General features: G+C 61.0%; 16 protein-coding genes and 2 pseudogenes. 9 read left to right on the top strand and 9 right to left on the bottom strand.

Annotated features, from left to right (window positions below):
- Positions 1-180 precede the first annotated feature (180 nt).
- The 4 genes and pseudogenes from AC56QX_RS36600 to AC56QX_RS36585 all read left to right on the top strand — a co-directional run bounded on the left by AC56QX_RS36600 (position 181) and on the right by AC56QX_RS36585 (position 3196).
- The gene (locus AC56QX_RS36600; RefSeq protein ID WP_497118705.1) at positions 181-1227 is read left to right on the top strand and encodes an agmatine deiminase family protein; all 1047 of its coding nucleotides are present in this window, start codon (positions 181-183) and stop codon (positions 1225-1227) included.
- Positions 1227-1697, top strand: a pseudogene (locus AC56QX_RS36595) (amidase family protein); the annotation flags it as partial. The gene AC56QX_RS36600 and the pseudogene AC56QX_RS36595, both read left to right, overlap by 1 nt.
- A 94-nt stretch (positions 1698-1791) precedes the next feature.
- Complete coding sequence (locus AC56QX_RS36590) at positions 1792-2868, top strand: ISL3 family transposase (RefSeq protein ID WP_497118704.1); 1077 nt, start codon at positions 1792-1794, stop codon at positions 2866-2868.
- 16 nt (positions 2869-2884) lie between these two features.
- Positions 2885-3196: a transposase gene (locus AC56QX_RS36585; RefSeq protein ID WP_497118703.1), complete on the top strand. Its 312-nt coding sequence runs from the start codon at positions 2885-2887 to the stop codon at positions 3194-3196.
- Here AC56QX_RS36585 and AC56QX_RS36580 read toward each other — a convergent pair.
- The 3 genes from AC56QX_RS36580 to AC56QX_RS36570 all read right to left on the bottom strand — a co-directional run bounded on the left by AC56QX_RS36580 (position 3129) and on the right by AC56QX_RS36570 (position 5288).
- A complete protein-coding gene (locus tag AC56QX_RS36580; protein WP_497118702.1) occupies positions 3129-4142 on the bottom strand; it encodes a site-specific integrase in 1014 nt (337 codons plus the stop codon). The genes AC56QX_RS36585 and AC56QX_RS36580 overlap by 68 nt on opposite strands.
- Entirely contained in the window at positions 4129-4857 is a 729-nt protein-coding gene (locus AC56QX_RS36575) for a tyrosine-type recombinase/integrase (protein ID WP_497118701.1), read from the bottom strand. The genes AC56QX_RS36580 and AC56QX_RS36575 overlap by 14 nt, the downstream gene beginning before the upstream one ends.
- A 116-nt stretch (positions 4858-4973) precedes the next feature.
- Positions 4974-5288, bottom strand: a complete 315-nt coding sequence (locus tag AC56QX_RS36570) for a hypothetical protein (RefSeq protein ID WP_497118700.1) — start codon at positions 5286-5288, stop codon at positions 4974-4976.
- A 208-nt stretch (positions 5289-5496) separates the two neighbouring features.
- Between AC56QX_RS36570 and AC56QX_RS36565 the strand changes: the two genes are divergently transcribed.
- Positions 5497-6696 (top strand): IS256 family transposase, encoded by a 1200-nt coding sequence (locus AC56QX_RS36565; RefSeq protein WP_497118699.1) that lies wholly within the window; start codon positions 5497-5499, stop codon positions 6694-6696.
- A 793-nt stretch (positions 6697-7489) separates the two neighbouring features.
- On the opposite strand, the gene AC56QX_RS36560 is transcribed toward AC56QX_RS36565, so the two are convergent.
- Both AC56QX_RS36560 and AC56QX_RS36555 read right to left on the bottom strand, forming a co-directional pair.
- Positions 7490-8545: a Fic family protein gene (locus AC56QX_RS36560; protein ID WP_258580671.1), complete on the bottom strand. Its 1056-nt coding sequence runs from the start codon at positions 8543-8545 to the stop codon at positions 7490-7492.
- A 141-nt stretch (positions 8546-8686) separates the two neighbouring features.
- On the bottom strand, positions 8687-8947 hold the full coding sequence (locus AC56QX_RS36555) for a DUF736 domain-containing protein (protein WP_258581250.1): 261 nt from the start codon (positions 8945-8947) through the stop codon (positions 8687-8689).
- Between the two features lie 130 nt (positions 8948-9077).
- Between AC56QX_RS36555 and AC56QX_RS36550 the strand changes: the two are divergent.
- The 3 genes and pseudogenes from AC56QX_RS36550 (at position 9078) to AC56QX_RS36540 (ending at position 14545) form a co-directional block, all read left to right on the top strand.
- A pseudogene (locus AC56QX_RS36550) lies at positions 9078-10064 on the top strand (IS5 family transposase).
- 255 nt (positions 10065-10319) lie between these two features.
- Complete coding sequence (locus AC56QX_RS36545) at positions 10320-12647, top strand: AAA family ATPase (RefSeq protein WP_497118698.1); 2328 nt, start codon at positions 10320-10322, stop codon at positions 12645-12647.
- Entirely contained in the window at positions 12644-14545 is a 1902-nt protein-coding gene (locus tag AC56QX_RS36540; protein ID WP_497118697.1) for a UvrD-helicase domain-containing protein, read from the top strand. Before AC56QX_RS36545 ends, AC56QX_RS36540 begins: the two co-directional genes overlap by 4 nt.
- A gap of 114 nt (positions 14546-14659) precedes the next feature.
- On the opposite strand, the gene AC56QX_RS36535 is transcribed toward AC56QX_RS36540, so the two are convergent.
- The 4 genes from AC56QX_RS36535 to istA form a co-directional block, all read right to left on the bottom strand.
- Positions 14660-14980, bottom strand: a complete 321-nt coding sequence (locus tag AC56QX_RS36535) for a hypothetical protein (RefSeq protein WP_497118696.1) — start codon at positions 14978-14980, stop codon at positions 14660-14662.
- 351 nt (positions 14981-15331) lie between these two features.
- Positions 15332-16369: an IS110 family RNA-guided transposase gene (locus tag AC56QX_RS36530; protein WP_497111068.1), complete on the bottom strand. Its 1038-nt coding sequence runs from the start codon at positions 16367-16369 to the stop codon at positions 15332-15334.
- Between the two features lie 672 nt (positions 16370-17041).
- Positions 17042-17818, bottom strand: a complete 777-nt coding sequence (gene istB, locus AC56QX_RS36525) for an IS21-like element helper ATPase IstB (RefSeq protein ID WP_497118202.1) — start codon at positions 17816-17818, stop codon at positions 17042-17044.
- Positions 17819-17835: 17 nt separating this feature from the next.
- Entirely contained in the window at positions 17836-19389 is a 1554-nt protein-coding gene (istA, locus tag AC56QX_RS36520; protein ID WP_497118203.1) for an IS21 family transposase, read from the bottom strand.
- Between the two features lie 146 nt (positions 19390-19535).
- On the opposite strand from istA, the gene AC56QX_RS36515 reads away from it, so the two are divergent.
- A complete protein-coding gene (locus tag AC56QX_RS36515; protein ID WP_497118695.1) occupies positions 19536-19829 on the top strand; it encodes a hypothetical protein in 294 nt (97 codons plus the stop codon).
- Positions 19830-20193: the final 364 nt, after the last annotated feature.

The following is a 20193-nucleotide window of genomic DNA, read 5'->3' as shown; positions in this document are numbered from 1 at the left end:
CGAGCGGGCCTCACTCAAGTCTCCTGCCACGCCGGGCATATCGAGATTTCGGCATCGACGTCAGGCTCAGGATCGAGCGGCAGGAGACTTTTCGAGAACCCGTAGCTGCGCGGGCGTAGCGCATGAAATCCAAAACACGGATGCCTTAGCGGCATCCACCGACCACATGGAGGTGGCACGATGAGCTGGCGCATGCCGTCTGAAACCGCACGACACGACCGTACCTGGATGGCATTTCCGCGCGAGGGCATCGTTCTCGGCGAAGGTGAGGGCTGGAAGCAGGCCGGCTACGACGCCTGGACCGCGGTCGCCCATGCCATCGCCGAGTTCGAGCCGGTGACCATGATTGTCGATGCCTCGGAGCGGGACCGTGCCCGCCGCATGCTCGGCAGTCACGTTGAGCAAGTCGAGGCGCCACTCGACGAGTTCTGGATGCGCGACTTCGGCCCCACCTTCGTGGTCGACGATGAGCACCCGGACGTGCTCGGCGCGGTCGACTGGATTTTCAACGGCTGGGGCGCCCCCAAATGGGCGGAGTGGAAGAAATCGGCCGAGATCGCCCGCTTCATCGCCGCGCGCGCCGGCGCTGAGTTGGTGTCGAGCGTGCTGGTGAACGAGGGCGGCGGCATCCACGTCGACGGCGAGGGCACTGTGCTGATCACCGAGACCGTTCAGCTCGACCCACGCCGCAATCCGTATGCCGACAAAGCCTGGGTCGAAGCCGAGCTTGCCCGCACCCTCGGCACCACGAAAGCAATCTGGCTGCCCCGTGGCCTGACCCGCGACTATGACGAGTTCGGCACAAACGGCCACGTCGATATCGTCGCCACTATTTCGTCACCGGGCACCCTGCTCGTGCACCGGCAGCCGAACTCCGCGCACCCCGACCACGAGGTGATGCGCGAAATCCGCGTACTTCTGGCCGCCACGACGGATGCTGCGGGCCGCCAATGGAAGATCCTCGACATCGACGCTCCCGCTGAGATCCGCGACGAGAACGGCTTCGTCGATTACAGCTATGTCAACCATCTGGTCGTAAACGACGGCGTGGTCGCGTGCGGCTTCGGCGAGGAGCGGGCGGATGCCGCGGCTCACGCCGTTCTCGAGCAGGCTTACCCCGGCCGCAGGATGGTAATCGTCGATTCCCGGGCGATCTTCGCGCGTGGCGGCGGCATCCACTGCATCACGCAGCAGCAGCCGGCGCTGTCGGCTGCGGAGTTGGCGTGATGAGCCGCTTTGATGTCGTCGAGACCTCGATCGCCGAGCTGCGCGCGGCGCTCGAGTCCGGAGAGGTCACGAGCGTCGATCTTGTCAATGCGTATTGTGACCGGATCCGCGCTTATGACCTCCCGGGCACCGATACGGCTCTCAATGCGATGGTTGTCATGAACCCCGGCGCGCTTGAGGCGGCGGCCGCCTCCGACACCCGGCGCAGCCGCGGCGACACCCTAGGCCCGCTCGACGGCATCCCATATACCGCCAAGGACAGTTATCTTGTGCGCGGGCTCACTGCGGCAGCCGGCAGTCCGGCGTTCGAGCACCTCGTTGCCCAACGCGACGCATTCACGATCGAGCGGCGGCTGGCCTCGGGCGCGGCCTGCCTGGGCCTCACCAATATGCCGCCGATGGCGAATGGCGGCATGCAGCGCGGCCTCTATGGACGCGCCGAAAGCCCGTATGCGGCGCCGCAATCAACGGTTCTTCCGCATATTTGGTGCAGGTTGCGGGAATTCACGGCCGGTGCGAATAAGTTCATAGAGTCGGAACCGCAGTCGACGCCGTGATTTGCCCGTGCTCCATTCCTTCCGCTCGCTGATTTCGCCCGAGCTTTCGATTGTCCAAATTCTCCCGCAGGCTGACAGGGTTGTGCTTGTTGCCCGTGCGAAGGCGATGGAATCGTGCTGTCCATGTTGCGGTCGCCGAACCCGCCGCGTCCACATTCACTACATGCGCCGGTTGGCCGATCTGCCGTGGCAAGGGCGGGTTGTCGAAATCCAGCTTCACGCACGACGGTTTCGATGCGCCGATCACCAATGCCCGCGGCGGATCTTCACCGAGAGACTTCCTGAGACGGTTCAACCGAAGGCTCGACGCACGGTTCGCCTCGGCGAAAGCCAGCTGGCGATCGGCTTCGCGGTCGGCGGAGAGCCGGGCTCGCGCCTGTCGCGCAAACTGGCCATGCCGGTAAGCGGCGACACGCTGTTGCGGATGATCCGCGCGGCTGGGTTCGAGCCGCCGCAAGCGCCCCGTGTGGTCGGCATCGACGACTGGGCTTGGCGCAAGGGGCAGCGCTACGGAACGATCATCTGCGATCTGGAGCGCAACCGCGTCCTCGATCTGTTGCCGGATCGAAATGCCGACACAGTCGCATCCTGGCTGGAGCGCCATCCTGGCATCGAGGTCATCGCGCGCGATCGTGCCGGCGTTTATGCATCGGGCGCCCGTCGCGGCGCGCCCGATGCAACCCAGGTCGCCGACCGCTGGCATCTTCTCCAGAACCTGGGCGAAGCGTTGCGTCGGGCCGTCGGTCGCCATCGCAAGGCGGTCAGCGCCGCCGGAAAGGCCATGGCGTCCGAAGTGGCCGGAAACGCTGAAGCCGAGCCGGAACCACCGGAAGAGACTTCCACGAAGCTTGATGGCCTGCGCCGGTCACGACGCGACCAGCGCAGTGAACTCTATGCTGAAATCCTTGACTTGCGGGAGGCCGGCCTGTCGCCGCGCCAGATCGCGCCTTGGATTGGCATGAACGTGAGAACGGTCGAACGCTGGCTTGCAGCGGGCGGGGAGCCCGAGCACCGACGGCCGCCCGCCGCCATCGCGCCGGAACTGTGCATGGCTGCTGAGCGAAGACCCGACATCTCTCGATGAACAGACCGAGCGGTTCTTGTGCCATCTTTATGAACACGCGCCACAGCTTGCTATCGCGGGCAAACTTGCCCGCCGTTTTGCTGCATTGATACGCGGCGACGATGATGCCGGCCTCGAGCAATGGATCGCCGATTCCGCGGACAGCGAACTGGCTTCCCTTGCAGCAGGCATCGGCCGTGACATCGAGGCTGTCCGGGCGGCCATCACCCAGCCCTGGAGCACCAGCCCCGTCGAGGGACAGATCAACCGTCTCAAAACCATCAAACGCCAGATGTACGGCCGCTCGGGATATCCACTGCTGAGAAACAGGCTACTGGCAGCCGCCTGACCCGTGCAATAGCCCACCGATGGAGGGCCGAAGGGGACCTGCACCAAATATGCGGAAGAACCCAATCACGGTGAATATACCGCAGCGCTTCCGGATTGGCGGCGGTCTGGATAGCGATCGCCAGAAAGGGCACCAACGTGTCGGTGTTGATCTGGAAATACTGGGCAATGGTACGGTAGTCGCCCCAGAACCTGACGAGCGTGGCGGACTTAATCCCGTTCGCTTCGAGAACGGCCCTGTCCGGCATGAGGCCACCTCCGATGCGGCCAATCCGCCATATCCATCGGTCGAGGCCCTGACCGCGCAGCGTCTTGGGCGGCAGCTCGGGGCGGCGGATGACCTCCTGCCCGTGCTGGAATCGTGCCCACGCTTCATCGATCTCCTCGTAGCAGGCGCGAAGGATTGCCTTGATCTGGCCGGCGGGGAGCCTGCGTCGTGGTTGCTGACTGGTCCGGCTGCCCGGAAATGCGTTCCAGGGAATATCGAGATCGGGCGCGAGCGTGTCCGGGCGATTGCGCTGGCACCATATGAGCAAGGGCCGAAGAACATCGAAAGCAACCGCATGTGCACCACGTGGTGCACGTGATGCGCCTTCCTCCTTGAGCCAGAGCACATACCGGCCGATCGCCGCGGTATCGACGTCACCGGCTTCGCTGATCATGCCGTCGTCGGCGACGAAGCGGGCGAAACGGCGGACGGCTACCCAGGTCGTGCGTCGCGTTGCCGGCGTCTGAGCGGCACAGTGTCCGCGAAAGGCATCGGCCAGAAGCTCGCGCAGATCGACAGGCAGGCCCGCGAGCTGGTCGAAGTCGAAGCGTTGCTCGGGTTTGCCCCACGCATCGACGAACATGATCGCGTTCGTCGCCAGACGGGAAATGGAGGCCTCCGGCAGCACGGCGGGAACCGTGAACCGGCGATCTATCGGGCTTCTCTTACGCACGGCCATGCGGCACCAGCTCGCCGTAGAGATAGGCGAGGCTCTCGGCAAGCGTATCGGCGTGGAGTTCAACGCAGCGCAGGTAGATGGCTGTCGTCTGGATCGACGCATGGCCGAGCAGGACCTGCACGATCTTCAGCGGATTGAGGTCGGGCGTCGTCGCTGCCTGCTTTTGCAGGCGCACCAGCATCGACATCGCGAATGTGTGCCTCAACCAATGGCCAGATCCTGTCAGCCCCGCCGCTTGAAACGCCGCGCCGAAAGCGGCGGAAAACCTCGCTCTCGAAACGGGCGCGCCGTTGCTGTTGAGGAACAGCGCCGATGAGGCTTGGTAGCCGGCGTCGGTTCTGCGCCGATGCTTCACCAGCGCCGCACGCTGCTCTCCCACATACCAGTGAGTCCGGTCGATCAGTCGCAACGGCGGATATATGGTGCGCGGCCGGTCGCCGTTGGTGACGTTCAGCGGAATACCGACAAGCGGGTCCTCGTCGATATCCAGGTGAGCGACGGCCGGAACCTGATGTAGCTGCAAACCGCACAGTTCCTTGCGGCGCATGCCGGTGGCCAAGGCCCACTCGGCGATCAGGTCATAGGGCGATGAAAGATGCTGAAACAGGGATTGGAGCTGATCGATGCGCAGCGGTCGCGGCAGATGTTCAGCCTCCGAAACAGTCAGAATGTTCGCCATCACGGTCGCAGGCCGGTGATCCAGATGCGCCAGCATGCCCTGCCGGCGCACTGAGCGCAGCGACACCTCGACATAGTCGAACGGCAACGCCTCGTTCAGACCGCGCCGATGCGCCCATGAATAAAAGCGGCAGATCGTCCGGACACGATCGTTCACGGTGGAACGTGCATAAGGCCGACCTGTATGAGGGCTTGGCGCTGCCAGCATCCGGTTCCGGTAGGCAGCGATCGTTCCCTCATCTGTAAGGCGCCAGTCCAGCCCCTCTGTTCCAGGCTGTCGAACCAATCATGCAGATGCTCGCTATACGTCCTCAGCGTCTCCATCGCGTGCGAGCGGCCGGGAATGGTGGCGAGTTCGAGCAGATAGCTGAAGGCAGGCACGATAATCGACATCTGCGTGTCGAGCAGGATTGGAAAGCCTGCCGGAATCCCATCAACACCGGACACTGCCCGTATAATCGAAACCATCGCGCTCTCCGGGAGCAAGGCACCCGGAGGCGCAAAAAGACAACAAAACCAGGTCGCGTCCCCAGACGTGGTGTAGCTCGGCGGTAGCGAAGCCGCTCGCGAGCGCGCCCTCAACAGCGCCGTAGCGAGCGAGCGGCTTTGCGGCGGTCATCGATGTTCCCCGGTAAGGTCGGGTTGCTGACACCAACCTGATTCGAAGGAACCACCGATGACCGACGACATGATGAACCTGCGCACGCTCGTGGAGAAGACCCCCGACGCCGATATCTTGCGCGAGATGATCGGCTTTGCCGCCGAGCGGCTGATGGAGCTGGAGGTGGGCGCCGCCACCGGCGCCGGCTATGGCGAGAAGAACCCGCTGCGGACGGCTCAGCGCAACGGCTATCGCGATCGCGATTGGGAGACGCGGGCCGGCACCGTCGAACTGCGCATCCCCAAGCTCAGGAAGGGCTCCTACTTCCCCGGTTTCCTCGAACCGCGCCGCATGGCGGAGAAGGCGCTGACCGCCGTCATCCAGGAGGCCTACGTCCAGGGTATCTCGACCCGCTCGGTCGACGACCTGGTCAAGGCCATGGGCATGAGCGGCATCTCCAAGAGCCAGGTCAGCCGGCTGTGCGAAGAGATCGACGGCAAGGTCAAAGCGTTCCTTGAAAGACCCATCGAGGGCGACTTGCCATACCTGTGGATCGACGCCACCTACCTGAAGGTGCGCCGCGGCGGTCGCATCGTCTCGGTCGCCGTCATCATCGCCGTCGGCGTCAACGCGGACGGCCGGCGCGAGGTGCTGGGCATGGAGGTCGGCACGTCTGAGGCCGAGCCAATCTGGACGGAATTTTTGCGCAAGCTGACCCGCCGCGGCCTCAGGGGCGTCAAGCTCGTCATCTCCGATGCCCATGAAGGCATCAAGGCGGCCGTCACCAAGGTGCTGTGCGCGACATGGCAACGCTGCCGCGTCCACTTCATGAGGAACGTGCTGGCCCATGCCGGCAAGAGCGGGCGCCGTGTCGTCTCCGCCTTCATCGCCACCGCGTTTGCCCAGGAGACGCCAGAAGCCGCCAGCACCCAATGGCGTGCCGTCGCCGACCAGATCCGGCCGAAGGTGCCAAAGCTGGCGACAATCATGGACGACGCCGAGCCCGACGTGCTGGCCTACATGACCTTCCCCAGAGAGCACCGCGCCAAGCTGCATAGCACCAACCCGATCGAGCGCCTCAACGGCGAGATCAAGCGGCGCACCGAGGTCGTCGGCATCTTCCCCAACGATGACGCCATCGTCCGCCTCGTCGGCGCGCTCCTGCTCGAACAGAACGACGAATGGGCCGTGCAGCGCGCCAGATACATGACGCTGGAAACCATCAGCCAAATGAGCGATGATCCTCTCATCAGCCTGCCAGCCGTGGCACGCTGATCATCCCGGCCCCATGCCGGAGAGCGCGGCGACCAAGCCGTCAGCTACACCACTCCCTGGGACACGATCCAAAACCACTTAAGTGCATATTCTGTCGATGAAACCGACAGATGACAGCACCTGAAGAAAGAATACGCGGCGCGCCTTCGGCGCACTCTTCTCCTTGAATGCGAGGGGTTCCCCTCGCGCTCTCCCGTTCGCCACGTGGCAGGGGTGCAGGACTAGTCCTGCACCCCATGAAATAGCTTGTCGTGCCGCCGCCGCATCAAGCGTTGTCCTCGCTGCGCTGCGGGAACGCTTGACCCGGACGTCTATGTGCCAAGTCCTCGAACGACTGCGCTAAAGGACACTTCTCAGCACATGACCTAAGCCGGTTTCCGAGCGAGAAAAAGTGCCGATGGTCGCCATGGTGATGTTCCTTGTCTTGTGTCTCGGGCCGCGCCATTGCGGCCTCGATGGCAGTCGCAAAGACCGGGGACGATCGGACCGCACCCGCCGGGGTCCCCGGCGCACCTGCGCGATGGGGTGGCATAGGGCCGCAATGCAATGGAGGGCGGCAGGCCGCAGATTTGTTAGCGGGAGAGGAGGAAGGCGAAGCCGGCCGGGGTAAGAAATCTGCGGGTGCCGTTGCGGGAAAACGATCGAGGCGCAGCCGCTCTCCGGTCAGACATGCCCCATCGAGCCCGCCAATGGAGCACCGGGAAACAGGGGTGATAGGACATGGCAATGGCGGTCGCGCATGTTTGGATGACGGCTTCGATACCGGTGCGCCGGCTGGCTCCTCACACGGGTTTCAGCTCAGGCCGTACCACGTTCCGCGACCCGCCCCGTGAAGGGTCAGGTGTCCCTCATCGGTCAACGCGCGCAGATGATCCTTGACCGTGTTTCGGCTTGCGCCCGTGGCCTTGGCTGCGTCCATCACGGTCACCCTCCCACGCTCGCGCGCCAGCTCGAGGATCGACACCGACAACTCCGGAAGGTCGCCCAGAAGGATGCGCTCACGCTCCATCTTCCGCTCGAGGCGCTGCTTCTGCCGCTGCAGGCTTCGCAGGAAGAACTCGATCCAGGGGTTCCAGTCCTGCCGATCCGTGCGGATCGTGCCTTGGGTGCGGCGTAGCGCGAGATAATATGCCTCCTTGTTTTGCTCGACGATGCTTTCGAGCGAGCTGTAGGGCACGTAGGCATAGCCGGCCCGAAGCAGCAGCAGGGTGGTGAGCGCCCGCGACAGACGGCCGTTGCCGTCCTGGAAAGGATGGATTTCCAGAAAGACCACGACGAAGACAGCGACGATCAGCAGAGGGTGGAACGTCCCATCTGCCTCCTGAGCTTGCTGCCAGGCCACCAGCTCCGCCATTCGACCGGGCGTATCGAACGGAGAGGCTGTCGCAAAGACGACCCCAAGGCTCACACCGTTCTCGTCGAAAGCTTCCACATTGTTGGCAAGGGTCTTCCAGTTCCCCCGGTGTCGCTCATCCTTGGTCGAATGCGCGAGCAGATCCCGATGAAGTTGGCGTATATGATTTTCGTTGAGGGGGATCGCGTCGAAGGCTGAGAAGATTGTCTCCATCACCTCGGCATAACCTGCGACTTCCTGTTCGTCGCGGCTTGAGAAAGAGCCGATCCGGAGGTTTGCAAGCAGCCTCTCGACCTCGCGGTCACTCAGCTTGGCGCCCTCGATGCGTGTTGAAGATCCGATGCTCTCGATCGTCGCGACCCGACGCAAGCTTGACAGACGATCAGGTGCAATGCGGCCAAGGGCACGCCATGCGCCCTTGAACTCGTCGATCTCCGCGATCAGTGACAGGATCTCGGGCGTGATACGCAATGTCGAGAGATCGAGAGCCGTCATCCATTGTCCCATCCGTTTTCATCCGAATGGTTATGACACGGCGGGATCCATTTTTCCATCCATTTTCATCCGATGATGGGTATGGAGGACTTGAAAGCAGAAAGGGAGAAGGCCCCGCCTGATGGGCGGAGCCTCGATGTATCAGTCCCGGTTCTGGCGGGACCAGATCAGCTGGTAGCCATCCTCGCCTTCGACTTCGGTGAGGGTTGCATAGATCGGAGCCGGGAAGCTCGGGTCATCCAGCTTGACCGAGAGGTAGTCGCGGTCGCTCTCGGTTGAGCGCTTCTGCCAGGCGGCACCCAGCTCGACGGCGCCTGCGTAGATGCGGAACTGCGGACCCTTATCGGAGGGGTTTTCGACGCGGGCGATGCGTGCCTTGACGTTGAGGGCGAGAGTGCGGATCGTGCCGGTGAAGCCGGATTAGGTCAGCTGTCAACTGTCTTTTTGCGTCGAAGCCGGGCGTTGGTGCACGGATCGTTTATTGGTGTGGGTTTAGGCAAGCGGTAACCGCAATAGCCTTTGTAGCGTAGCCATGCCTTTCAAACACAATACCGGCCGCCGCCATCATATTGAGAAGATGAAGTTCAGGGTGACGAACTGGCCAGAATATGAGGCAGGACTTCGTCATCGCGGCAGTTTGACCCTGTGGGTGACGCCGGAAGCCCTGTCCAGGTGGCAAGCGCCAAGACGCAAGACACGTGGCGGCCAGCACCGCTATTCTGATCTGGCGATCGAGACCACCCTGACGCTGGGCCTTGTGTTTGGCCTGCGGCTGCGCCAGGCAGAAGGCTTGCTGGAATCGGTTCTGCAACTGATGGGGCTGGCGCTCGCTGTCCCCGATCATACCACCCTGAGCCGTCGGGCGCGGACATGGCAATCGCCCAACAAACGGCATGATCGCCAGGTTCCGCCGGAGGGACCAGTGCATGTTCTTGTCGACAGCACCGGCCTGCAGGTCTACGGCGCGGGTCAGTGGCTGGAGGAGAAGCACGGCGCCAGATCCCGTCGCAGTTGGCGCAAGCTGCATCTGGCACTGGATGCCGACAGCGGCGAGATCATTGCCCATACCCTGACTGATCAGGACACTGGCGATGTCTCTCAAGTTGAGCCTACTCGACCAGATTGGCGGTCCGATCGGACAGTTTACTGCTGACGGCGCCTATGACGGAAAACCGACTTACGACGCAGTCATCGATCATAGCGCTACCGCCGCAATCGTCATTCCGCCTCGCGTCAACGCGGTCGAACCATTCGACGATAGACCTCCCGGCCAAAGGGACCAGCATATCGCCGCAATCGGCAGAGACGGCCGGATGAAATGGCAGGTCTCCAACGGTTATGGCAAACGCTCGCTGGTCGAGACCGCCATAGGGCGATACAAGTCCACCATCGGGCGGCCTTTGCGGGCACGGTCGCTTCCCGTTCAGCAGATCGAAGTCGCCATCGGCTGCGCCGTCCTCAACCCATGCTTGCCTGCGCACGCCCGAAATCCGCCCGCCGCAAGGCGGCCACGGCATAGTCTGCCGCTTCAAAGATCGACATCCGCTCAAGTCCGGACCCATGCACCAACGCCTCAGCCATGCCGAACTTCTTTTTTCCGATAACCTGGTTGCTTCCTGCTTTCGAGGGCGACGTGTGGGGTGGCGATCTGGTGCGCATACACCGGCGCAAATGGGAGATTACTATTAATTTTGCAGCACAAATCAGTGGGAAGATCGCAGAAGGCGTACCGCTGTACGTCTAATTGCTATATTAAGGCTGGAGGGGGACAGCCATGCACATCGAGTTTGTTGAGATTTCGAATTTTCGTAAGTTGATTTCAACGCGCGTTGGACTATCGAAGAAAACAACAGTCTTCGTCGGAGCCAACAACAGCGGAAAAACGTCTGCAATTACGGCCCTTCGGTACTTTCTCGTTCAGCGGGAAAAAAATAATTTCGCATTCAACGACTTCACCCTGAGCCACTGGCCCACCATCAATTTGATGGGCTTGGCTTGGGAGCAGGCCCTGGCGGCACAGGAACCCTTGCCTGACCCGAATTGGGGTGCAGTGCTGCCATCGGTCGATGTCTGGCTCGACGTCCCCGAGACCGAACTGCACTATGTTCAACCCCTCTTGCCCACCCTCGAATGGATCGCTGGCCGTTTAGGCGTCCGCGTCCGTTATGAGCCGATCGACGCCAAGCAGCTGCAAATGGATTACTTGTCAGCCCGTGGGGACGTGCTAGCCCTGCAAAAGGAAGCAGCGGCACTCGCCGGTGAAGCGGGGGCCGCCGCGCCTGCGTTCGAGGTCAAGCTGTGGCCTGAAAACCTGGTCGATTTTCTCCAGCGGCGGCTTACTAGCTATTTCACCCATAGATATTACGTGTTGGATCCGGAGGCCATCGCAGATCCGGTGCACGGGGTAGCCCAGCCTCAGCAGCTTAACGGCAATGAGCCAATCGAAGGAGATCCCTTCAAGGGGCTCATTCGCATCGACGAGATCAGTGCTCAGAGGGGCTTCGGAAACGGTGACGACGGTTTTGAGGATGACAAGGCTGCTACGGCTTCCGGTTCTCGGAAGCTGTCCACCCAGCTGCGCCAGTATTACGCCCACCACCTTGATCCATATGAAAAACCGGACGCGAAAGACCTGCACGCGCTAAGGGCGATCGAGCAGGCCCAGCAAGCTTTTGACGGTCGCCTGACCGACGGGTTTGAAAGTCCACTCAAGGAAATGCATACGCTAGGATATCCGGGTGTAACTGATCCAAGGTTGAATATCTCCACACGATTGCGACCAGTGGAGGGGCTCAATCATGAGGCTGCAGTGCGTTTCGAGATCGCGGTCCATGATGGAGAGAAACACGTTAATCTCCATCTGCCGGAAGAATCAAACGGTCTCGGATATCAAAATCTCATATCGATGGTTTTTCGTTTAATGGCGTTTCGCGACAGCTGGATGAAAGTCGGCAAAGCGAAGGCAAAGGCGGGGGATGAAACGGTTATCGCGCCCCTGCACTTGGTCCTTATCGAAGAACCCGAGGTGCACCTCCATACGCAGGTCCAGCAGGTCTTCATCCGCCAAGCGTACAAGATTCTCCGCAATCACGACGAGCTCGGAGCCAAAGAACCCTTCCGCACCCAGATGGTGGTAAGTACACATTCAAGCCACATCGCGCACGAATGCGAGTTCGACTCGCTCCGGTATTTCCGGCGTCTACCGGCCAATGCAACGGGTATTCCGACCTCATGCGTCCTGAACCTCAACGATGCGTTTGGCGGCAATGCTGAGACAAAACGTTTCGTCACCCGCTACCTTAAGGTGACGCACTGCGATCTCCTCTTTGCCGATGCGGCCATTTTCATCGAGGGGCCAGCCGAACGCATTCTCGTTCCTCATTTTGTGAACGAGCATGCTGAATTCGCCAAGCTGTCCGAGAGCTACATCACTTGGCTAGAAATCGGTGGAAGCCACGCCCATCGCATGAAAGCACTGGTCGAGCGAATTGGCCTAACAACCCTTATCATCACCGATCTCGACTCTTGCGATGCTGACGGAAAGGTCGCAGTACCGGTCAGGGGCCAGAACTATACCTCCCGCAATCAGACCCTTCGAACCTGGTGTCCGGCAGCCACTCTCCTCGATGAGCTTCTGGACAAGCCTGACGTGGACAAGATTCTGACATATGCCGATGAGCGCTTCGCGATTTGCGTGGCCTACCAAAGTCCGGTGCAAATCACCTTCAAAGGCACAGCGGCAGAAGCGCTGGCCTACACGCTTGAAGATTCGATCGTCTATGCGAACTTGCCCCTCTTCGCAGGCCTCAATGGCACAGGTCTCATTGCAAAATTCCGCACAGCCATCACCGAAAGTGCAGATAGTGCTGCATTGGCGGTAGCCCTGAAAGAGCATTTGAAGGGAGGGAACAAGGCGGAGTTCGCATTAGACCTGCTTGAGATTGAAAACCCAATCGCCCTCGCTCCACCACCTTACATCCGTGTTGGGCTTCTATGGCTGGCCAAACAGCTTGAACACAAGCAGCTTGAACTCGGCATCGTGAAAGTGATCGAAAATCCCCTTCCAGCAGCGGTGAATGAACTAGCCGGACTGGCGGCATGACAGAGCTGGTACAATCTAACTCCAACATGAGCATGGACGATCATGTTGATGGGACGATTGCCGATGCCCTTCGGCTGGACGATCCTAAGAGCTTTTTTCTGTTTGCCGGGGCTGGTTCCGGCAAAACCCGGACGCTGGTGAAAGCGCTCCAACACATTCGCGAAAAGTTTCGCGAAAAGCTTCGCCTGCGTGGCCGCCAGGTCGCGGTCATCACATACACGAACGCTGCCTGTGACGAGATCATCCGGCGAACGGAATATGATCCTCTTTTGGTTGTCCGGACCATCCACAGTTTTGCCTGGCAGCAGATCCAAGGCCTCAACACCGATATACGAACATGGCTGCGCGACGCGCTCCGGCGCCAAATCCTTGAACTTCAGGAAGAGGAGGTTAAAGGCCGGCCTGGCACAAAGGCGTCCATATCCCGCCTCGCGCAGATCGAGTCCAAGGGACATCGTCTTGATCGTTTGGATCAGATCAAAACATTCACCTACAACCCCAACGGTGACAATCGAGAACGAAATGCGCTGAACCACAGCGAAGTGATCAAGATTTTCTCGTCGTTCCTGCAGACCAAGCCACTGATGCAACGGCTTCTTGTCGAAAAGTTCCCGTTCCTTTTCATCGACGAAAGCCAAGACACCCACGGCGCCCTCGTGGATGCACTACTCAGCGTTCAGCAGGCACACAAAGACCGTTTCAGCCTTGGTTTGATCGGTGACACGATGCAGCGCATCTACGCTGACGGAAAAGACCGGATCGAGGATGAAATCCCCACAGGCTGGGCAGTCCCGGCAAAAAAACTCAATCATCGCAGTCCAAAGCGTGTCGTTCGTTTGATCAACCAGATCCGCTCGTCAGCGGACGTACATACCCAAGAGCCACGGGACGACGCGATCGAGGGGTGGGCTCGCCTCTTCGTATTCCCCACAGGCACCGACAACAAACCCGCGCTAGAGCAGAAAATCCGGGAATACATGGCGGAGATCACCAGCGATCCACTTTGGAAAAGAATTGATGATTGCAAAATCCTGACGCTCGAACACCATATGGCAGCGCGCCGGATGGGTTTCGAACGGATGTTTGAGGCCTTGGCATCCGTCGACGAATTTCGCACCAGTTTCCTGGATGGCACTTTCGGTCCCGCCCGCCTCTTCACACACTGCGTGCTGCCGTTGGTCACTGCTCAAAAAAAGAGAGACAAGTTTGCAGCCACCAGAGTCTTACGGGAACTGTCGCCTTTGCTCAGCAAGGATAGCTTAAAGGCTTCGCAAAAACCGGCGGACCAGTTGGCTGCAGCTCAGACGGCAATCAAAAATCTTATGGGGTTATGGGAGGCCGGCGAGCCATCCTGCGGCCAAGTGCTGGAGAGCATAGCCGAGACGAAACTCTTTGACATACCCGAAAGGCTCAAAGCAGTGCTCGCGGTGCGAATGACCTCGACGGAGAATGTGAAGGTGGAAGATGAGAAGGCCGACCCACCCAGCGAAGATATGGCGGCGCTGCTCGAGTTTCTTGAGTGTCCATTTTCGATGATCGCACCGTACGCCGCCTATGTTGCACATGAAGCGTCTTACGACACCCACCAAGGCGTGAAAGGGCTCGAATTCGATCGCGTCATGGTTCTGATGGACGACAGCGAAGCGCGTGGCTTCATGTTTGGCTATGAAAAGCTGCTGGGTGCAAAGGCCCCGACGGCGGGCGATTTGAAGAGCCAGCAAGAGGGAAGAGACAATTCCATCGAACGGACACGACGCCTTTTTTACGTCACTTGCAGTCGCGCGAAAAGGAGCCTGGCGTTGGTGGCTTACACCGATAACCCGGGCGCGGTGCGGGAACACGTGCTGGCTAGCGGTTGGTTTGAGGCCGACGAAGTCATGTTGGCGCTGCCGAGTTAGTGCCCATCCCAACAGGGGCGACTGGCGGCTGAAGCCGTCCGTCTCGCTGGGACCATGCGCGGCTTGATCACGAGACGTATGATGACTGGAAAGCCCAGAAATGGTCGTTAGGCGTTACACAAATCCTTGCACATCAATTACAAAAGTGGCAAATCTCGCTTTGTAAGCAATGGGTTGTGAAAAGGATATTCGGTCTCCAAAACCGCAGGTCCAGTCAAGGGTAGGGCCCATCTTCCGCTCGACGAACACTGGCAGACGGCCTTGTGCCTTCAGTTCGCTCGCCTGATCAAAGCTCGAACGGCGAGCGTCGTAGCGCGCCTGTTCCGATGGCGTCACTTGCGTCGTCGCAGGCGTTGGCGGCTGCGCTTTCCATCGTTTTGCAGCCGCAATCATTACCGCGCGGCGGCGCTCGTCGAACAAATTAGTCGCGGCCATGGTAGATTCCTCCCTACAAGGAATAGGGAAAGTCTGTGGGACTCTATTTGACGATTGCGATTGAGAGCCTTCTCTGATTGGGGTCGTTGAGGTCAAGATGCTCCTGCACTTTTTTCTGGACCGTTCCGTGGGTCACTCGCTTCTCTTCGCGGTCGGCGCTCTGGCCGCCGCATGATGGGGTCAGGAGAGCGAGGCGTCTCAATCTGTTTCACGACTTTGCCGAGTTTTGGCCGGCAGGTTCGGGACTCTCAACGAGATCGCCTCGCCCATCGTCCCCACGGAACGATCCGGGCATCGCCCTTTCGGGCGAAGGCTTTGTTCGTGTTGCGTGTTCCTTTGATTGGCCTCGGTTCACGCCGCCACCGCGGCAGGCTCCTTTCCAAAGCGGAATTCGGTTGCCTCGGCCCACATGCGATGCAGGATGACCGCCAGCTTGCGGGCCACCGCCACCCGCGCCCGCGCCATGCCCCGGCGCCTGGCGATGGTCATGCCCCAGGCCCTGAGGCTCGACCACTTCTTCGATCGCACGAGCAGCGAATGCGCTGCCTCGTAGAGGGCGGTGCGGGCGAGTTCATCGCCGCAGCGGCTGACCCTTCCCTGGATGTCGGTCTCGCCGGACTGGTAGCGCGCCGGCGTCAGCCCCAGATGCGCCCCTACCGCCCGCGACGAGCCGAACCGCTCCGGCCGGTCGATCGTGGCGCGGAAGGCAAGCGCGGTGATCGGCCCGACGCCCGGCGCGCTCATCAGCCGCCGGCAGACTTCCTCCTTGCGCACGATATCGAGAACCTGCTTGGTCAGGCGGGCGAACTCTCCCAGCATGACGGCGAGGATCGCAAGCAGCGGCTCGACCATCGCCATCATCTGGGCGTCGGCGCCGGCCAGTTCCCGCACGCGGCCGGCAAAAGCGCTGCGCGACGGCAAGCCCAGTTTGACGCCGGCCTCGCGCAGCATCGCCCGCACCACGTTCTCGATCGAACGCATCTCGTTCAGCACCGTGCGGCGGGCAACCAGCAGCGAGCGCCAAAGCCGGCACTGCCGGCTCTTGACGTGCACCTGCTGATACCAGCCGGTGCGCATGATCTGCGCCAGCGCGCGGGCGTCATTGCGATCGGTCTTGTTGGGCATGGTCTTCATCGCCGCATTGGCCTGCCGCGTCTCGATGCAGATCGCCGGCAAGCCTTCGGCGTGCAATCCATCGTGAAGCCAGGCCGTCAGCGAGCACGCTTCCAGGCCGATCCGCTCAAGCGGCAAGCCGGTCCCCTTCAGCGCTTCACACAACGCCTGCGGATCGCTCAACGCTCTCGCCTCCTTCACGATCCGGCCAGTCTCGTCGACAATGCAAATAGAGGTCTCTTCCAAAGACACGTCCAGTCCGGCAAAGTACTTCATGGCTGCTCCTTCCAAATGTTTGTGGCGACTCACATCGACCACGTTTTCACATTTCGACAGGAGCAGCCGCCATCATCTGGCTCGGCCGAGACCCCAATCACCCCATCTGAATCAAAAAGGATGTTTTGATATCAAGCTCTTGCGAGCCTGCGTGTGAGCAGGCGAATGCGCACCTCGTTCCGAGGTTCGACAAGACCATCCAAAAATTCTGCCAGGACATCGCGGAGCGTCGTAACACGGAGCTCCACTCAGCCGACCTCCCATTTCGTACCATGCGTCTTGACGCCTGGGAGGCGCGCTATTGGCATGCTTGCGACACGATCCTTAACCAGATGGGATCTCGCTGGAACAATGGCTGGGGGCGGCCGATGCAAAGGCTCCGCGTCAGTTGCTTGATGAAGCTGCCCAAGCCCTTGATTCGGCAGTCAAGCTTCGCGTCGAGGCCGCCAAGGAACAGTTCAAGGCATTGAAGAAAGCGGAGCGGGAGCGCTTGGCGGCTGAGGCCCTATTGCGGCAGCCACAGCATCAAAGGGACCTCTTTGAGGGGGACTATGACGAGATTTGGATGCGCATTTCGCAAAAACGGGACAGTCGTTCCGCTAAATCGCGGACAGCAGTTTCACTAAGTCGCGGACAGCAGGATGGGGTCGGTCCTCGGTTGCCTGGTTGAGCTCATTTGCGATTGATTTCGCCGTTTTCGGCGCCGGTCAAGAGCGGCGGTGTTTTTTGCTTTCTCATGCTGTCGCCTTCGAGGGTGACGCGATGGGCGTTGTGGATGATCCGGTCGAGAATGGCGTCGGCGATTGTCGGCTCGCCGATCATGGCGTGCCACTGGGCGATTGGCAGTTGCGCGGTGATCAGCGTCGATTTCCGGCGATAGCGTTCCTCGAAGATTTCCAGCAGATCGAGACGCTGCTGGTCGGTCAGGCTGTGGGTGCCCCAGTCGTCGAGGATGAGCAGTTGCACCCGAGCCAGTTTGTCGATGAGACGGGGAAAGCGGCCGTCGAGACGCGCCAGGGCGAGATCTTCGAACAGGCGCGGCATGCGCAGGTAGAGCACGGAATGGTCGAGCCGGGCGGCCTGACGTCCGAAGGCGCAGGCCAGCCAGGTCTTTCCGGTGCCGGTCTGCCCGGTGATGATGAGGTTTTCATGCGCCTTCAGCCAGGCGCCGTGGGCCAGCGACAGCGTATTGCGCCGGTCGAGCCCGCGATGCGCGGCGAAGTCGATGTTCTCGATGCAGGCGTCGACAAAGCGTAGTCTGGCAACGGCGAGACGGTTGGTCAGACGCTTGTCGGCACGCATGGCGGCTTCACGATCGAGCATCAGGCCAAGCCACTCTTCGCGACCGAGATCGTCGGCGTTGCTCTGGTCGGCCAGGTCCCGATAGGCGGCGGCCATTCCGCCAAGGCCGAGAGCCTGCATCTGGTCGAGGGTTGGATGTGTCAGCATGGTTGGTTTCCTTTCCTTCATTGATAATAGGAGCCGCCGCGGATGTTGGTGTGCGATGGCGTGGGCTTGACCGGCTCGGCCGCGGGCGGCACGCGGTCGAGGCCGGATTTGAGGATGGCGTTGACGGAGGAGTAGGTGATCGCATTGATGGTCAGTGCCCGCGCGCAGGCTGCCTCGAGCCGATCCCGCTCGTAGCGACGGGCCAGCGAGAGGATGCCAAACGCGGAGCGGTATCCCTGCTCGGGATGGGGCCGGTCGCGCATCATCCGCTCGACCAGGATGGCGGTGTTGGCGCCGATCCCGGCTGCCTGCCGGATCAGGTTCGCCGGCGTCGTGTTGGCATAGCGCTGGTGCGCCTTGGGCATGTGCTCGTTGACGGTGACATGGCCGCAGCGCTGCGAGCGGCGGACATGGCTGGCGACGCGCTTGTGATCATGGAAGAGCTCGACCACGCGGTGGGTGAGACGCACATCCACGCGCCGCCCGATCAGCGCGTGCGGCACCGAGTAGAAGGTCCTGTCGATCTCGACATGGTAATCGGGATGCACCTTCGCCGATTTCCACTCCGCATATTCGAACGGCGCCGGCGGCAATGGCGACAGGGCCGTTCGTTCGATCTCCTCGAACAGCTCCCGGCGGCTTTTGCCGACATGGCGCATGGGGCGATTGTTCAGATCCTCCAGCAACACCACGATTGCGGCGTTGAGATCGCCGAGACTGAAGAAGCGCCGGTTGCGCAGCCGGGCCAGGACCCAGCGCTCGACGATCAGCACCGCGCCCTCCACCTTGCCCTTGTCGCGCGGCTTGCGGCTGCGGGTCGGCAGGATCGTCGTGTCGTAATGTTCGGCCATGGCGGCGAAGGTCTGGTTGAGCGTCGGCTCGAACCACAGCGCCTTGGCGACGCCGGCCTTCAGATTGTCGCAGACGATCGCCTTAGTTACCCCGCCGAAGAAGGTGAGTGCCCGGCACTGGCCCTCGATCCAATCCGGCAGCTTCTGGCTGAAGCTGGCATGGGCGAAGGTGAAGGACGACGCGCCCAGCACCGCAACGAAGATCTGAGCCTGGCAGATGACGCCAGTATCGGGATCAACGACGGGCACGGTGTGGCCCGCATAGTCGGTCTGCATCACCGCGCCCGCTTCGTGGCGGTTGCGGAACGTCGCGCTCGACCGGCGCTGGAAAGCGCCGAACCGGTCGCAAAACCATGTGTAGCCATAACCATCGGGGTGCGCCGCGCGGTATTCCTGCCACAACAACGTCAGCGTCACGCCCTTGCGCTTCAGCTCGCGCGAGATCATCGCCCAATCGGGCTCGTCCAGATCCTGCGGCGGACGGCCAACCCGGCGAAACAGAAGCCGCTCAAGCAATGCGTCATTGTCATAGCCCGGCGGCAGCGGCCAGTCCGAGATGCCAGCCTCACGGGCCCGCAACAGATAGGTCGAAACCGAAGTCTTGCTGATCTTCAGCCGTTCCGACACCGCACGCACCGAGAGGCCCTGCTCATGCGTCAGGCGCAGGATTGATCGTAGGTCTTTCACTGTCGTTCGTCTCGCTTGCTTCCGTCTTGGCATGGCCCCTCTCAACCCGATGATGAGAGGGCAAAATGCCAGAACGGCGCTCCCGAGAACCGACCGTTACATCCGCACCGAAAACTGTCCGGGAACTAGCGGAATCACTGTCCCGTAATTACTGAAATCGCTGTCCGCGAATTAGCGGAATGGGTGTCCGCGAATTTCTGAAACACGCAATTTGGACGGAGATCTGCCCGGCCTGCAACTGCCGCGCCTTCATAACCGGCGAGAAAACAGGTGAAGACATCAGCGAAGAGCGCGATGAGGAAGCCATCTGGGAGATCGTTGACCGCGAATTCGTCGGCGAAGAGTTCCGCTGCCCGACGTGCGATCTAGCGCTTACGGGTAGCGCTGAAATTGAAGCCGGCGGTTTGGACTATATCTACGAGGATCGGCAAGAGCGCGAGATGGAGCATGAGCCCTACTACGGTAGTGACTAACTCGCGGGCTTAACGAAGGCGCGCAAGCGCTCTGAGATTTGGTGAACCTCCCACACTTGAGCCCACGCAGACCGTCGATCGACAGCCTAGTCTGGCGGACAGGCCGTACGGCTATAGCCACGGGTGCTGAGTTTGCTCCATGATGGCGGTGTGAAATAGAGTCTTCTTCAGCTTGGCTCGCGATTTTTTTATGACGTCGTTTAGTTCATGCACGTTGGAATCCCAGTGAGCTTTCAGACATAGTTCACCGGGCTCCAATTAAGATCTTATTTTGATCCAAAGAGATGCCCGACCATCGAGGCATGACAGAAGCAGCTCAAAGGCTGCGAAGGCCGCGGCCGGGTCGGGAGCATCGAGATATGCG

This window comes from Mesorhizobium sp. RCAM 06353 (assembly GCF_059683585.1).
The sequence above is the reverse complement of the archived record's forward strand: the minus strand, read 5'-3'. Positions and strand labels throughout refer to the sequence as shown.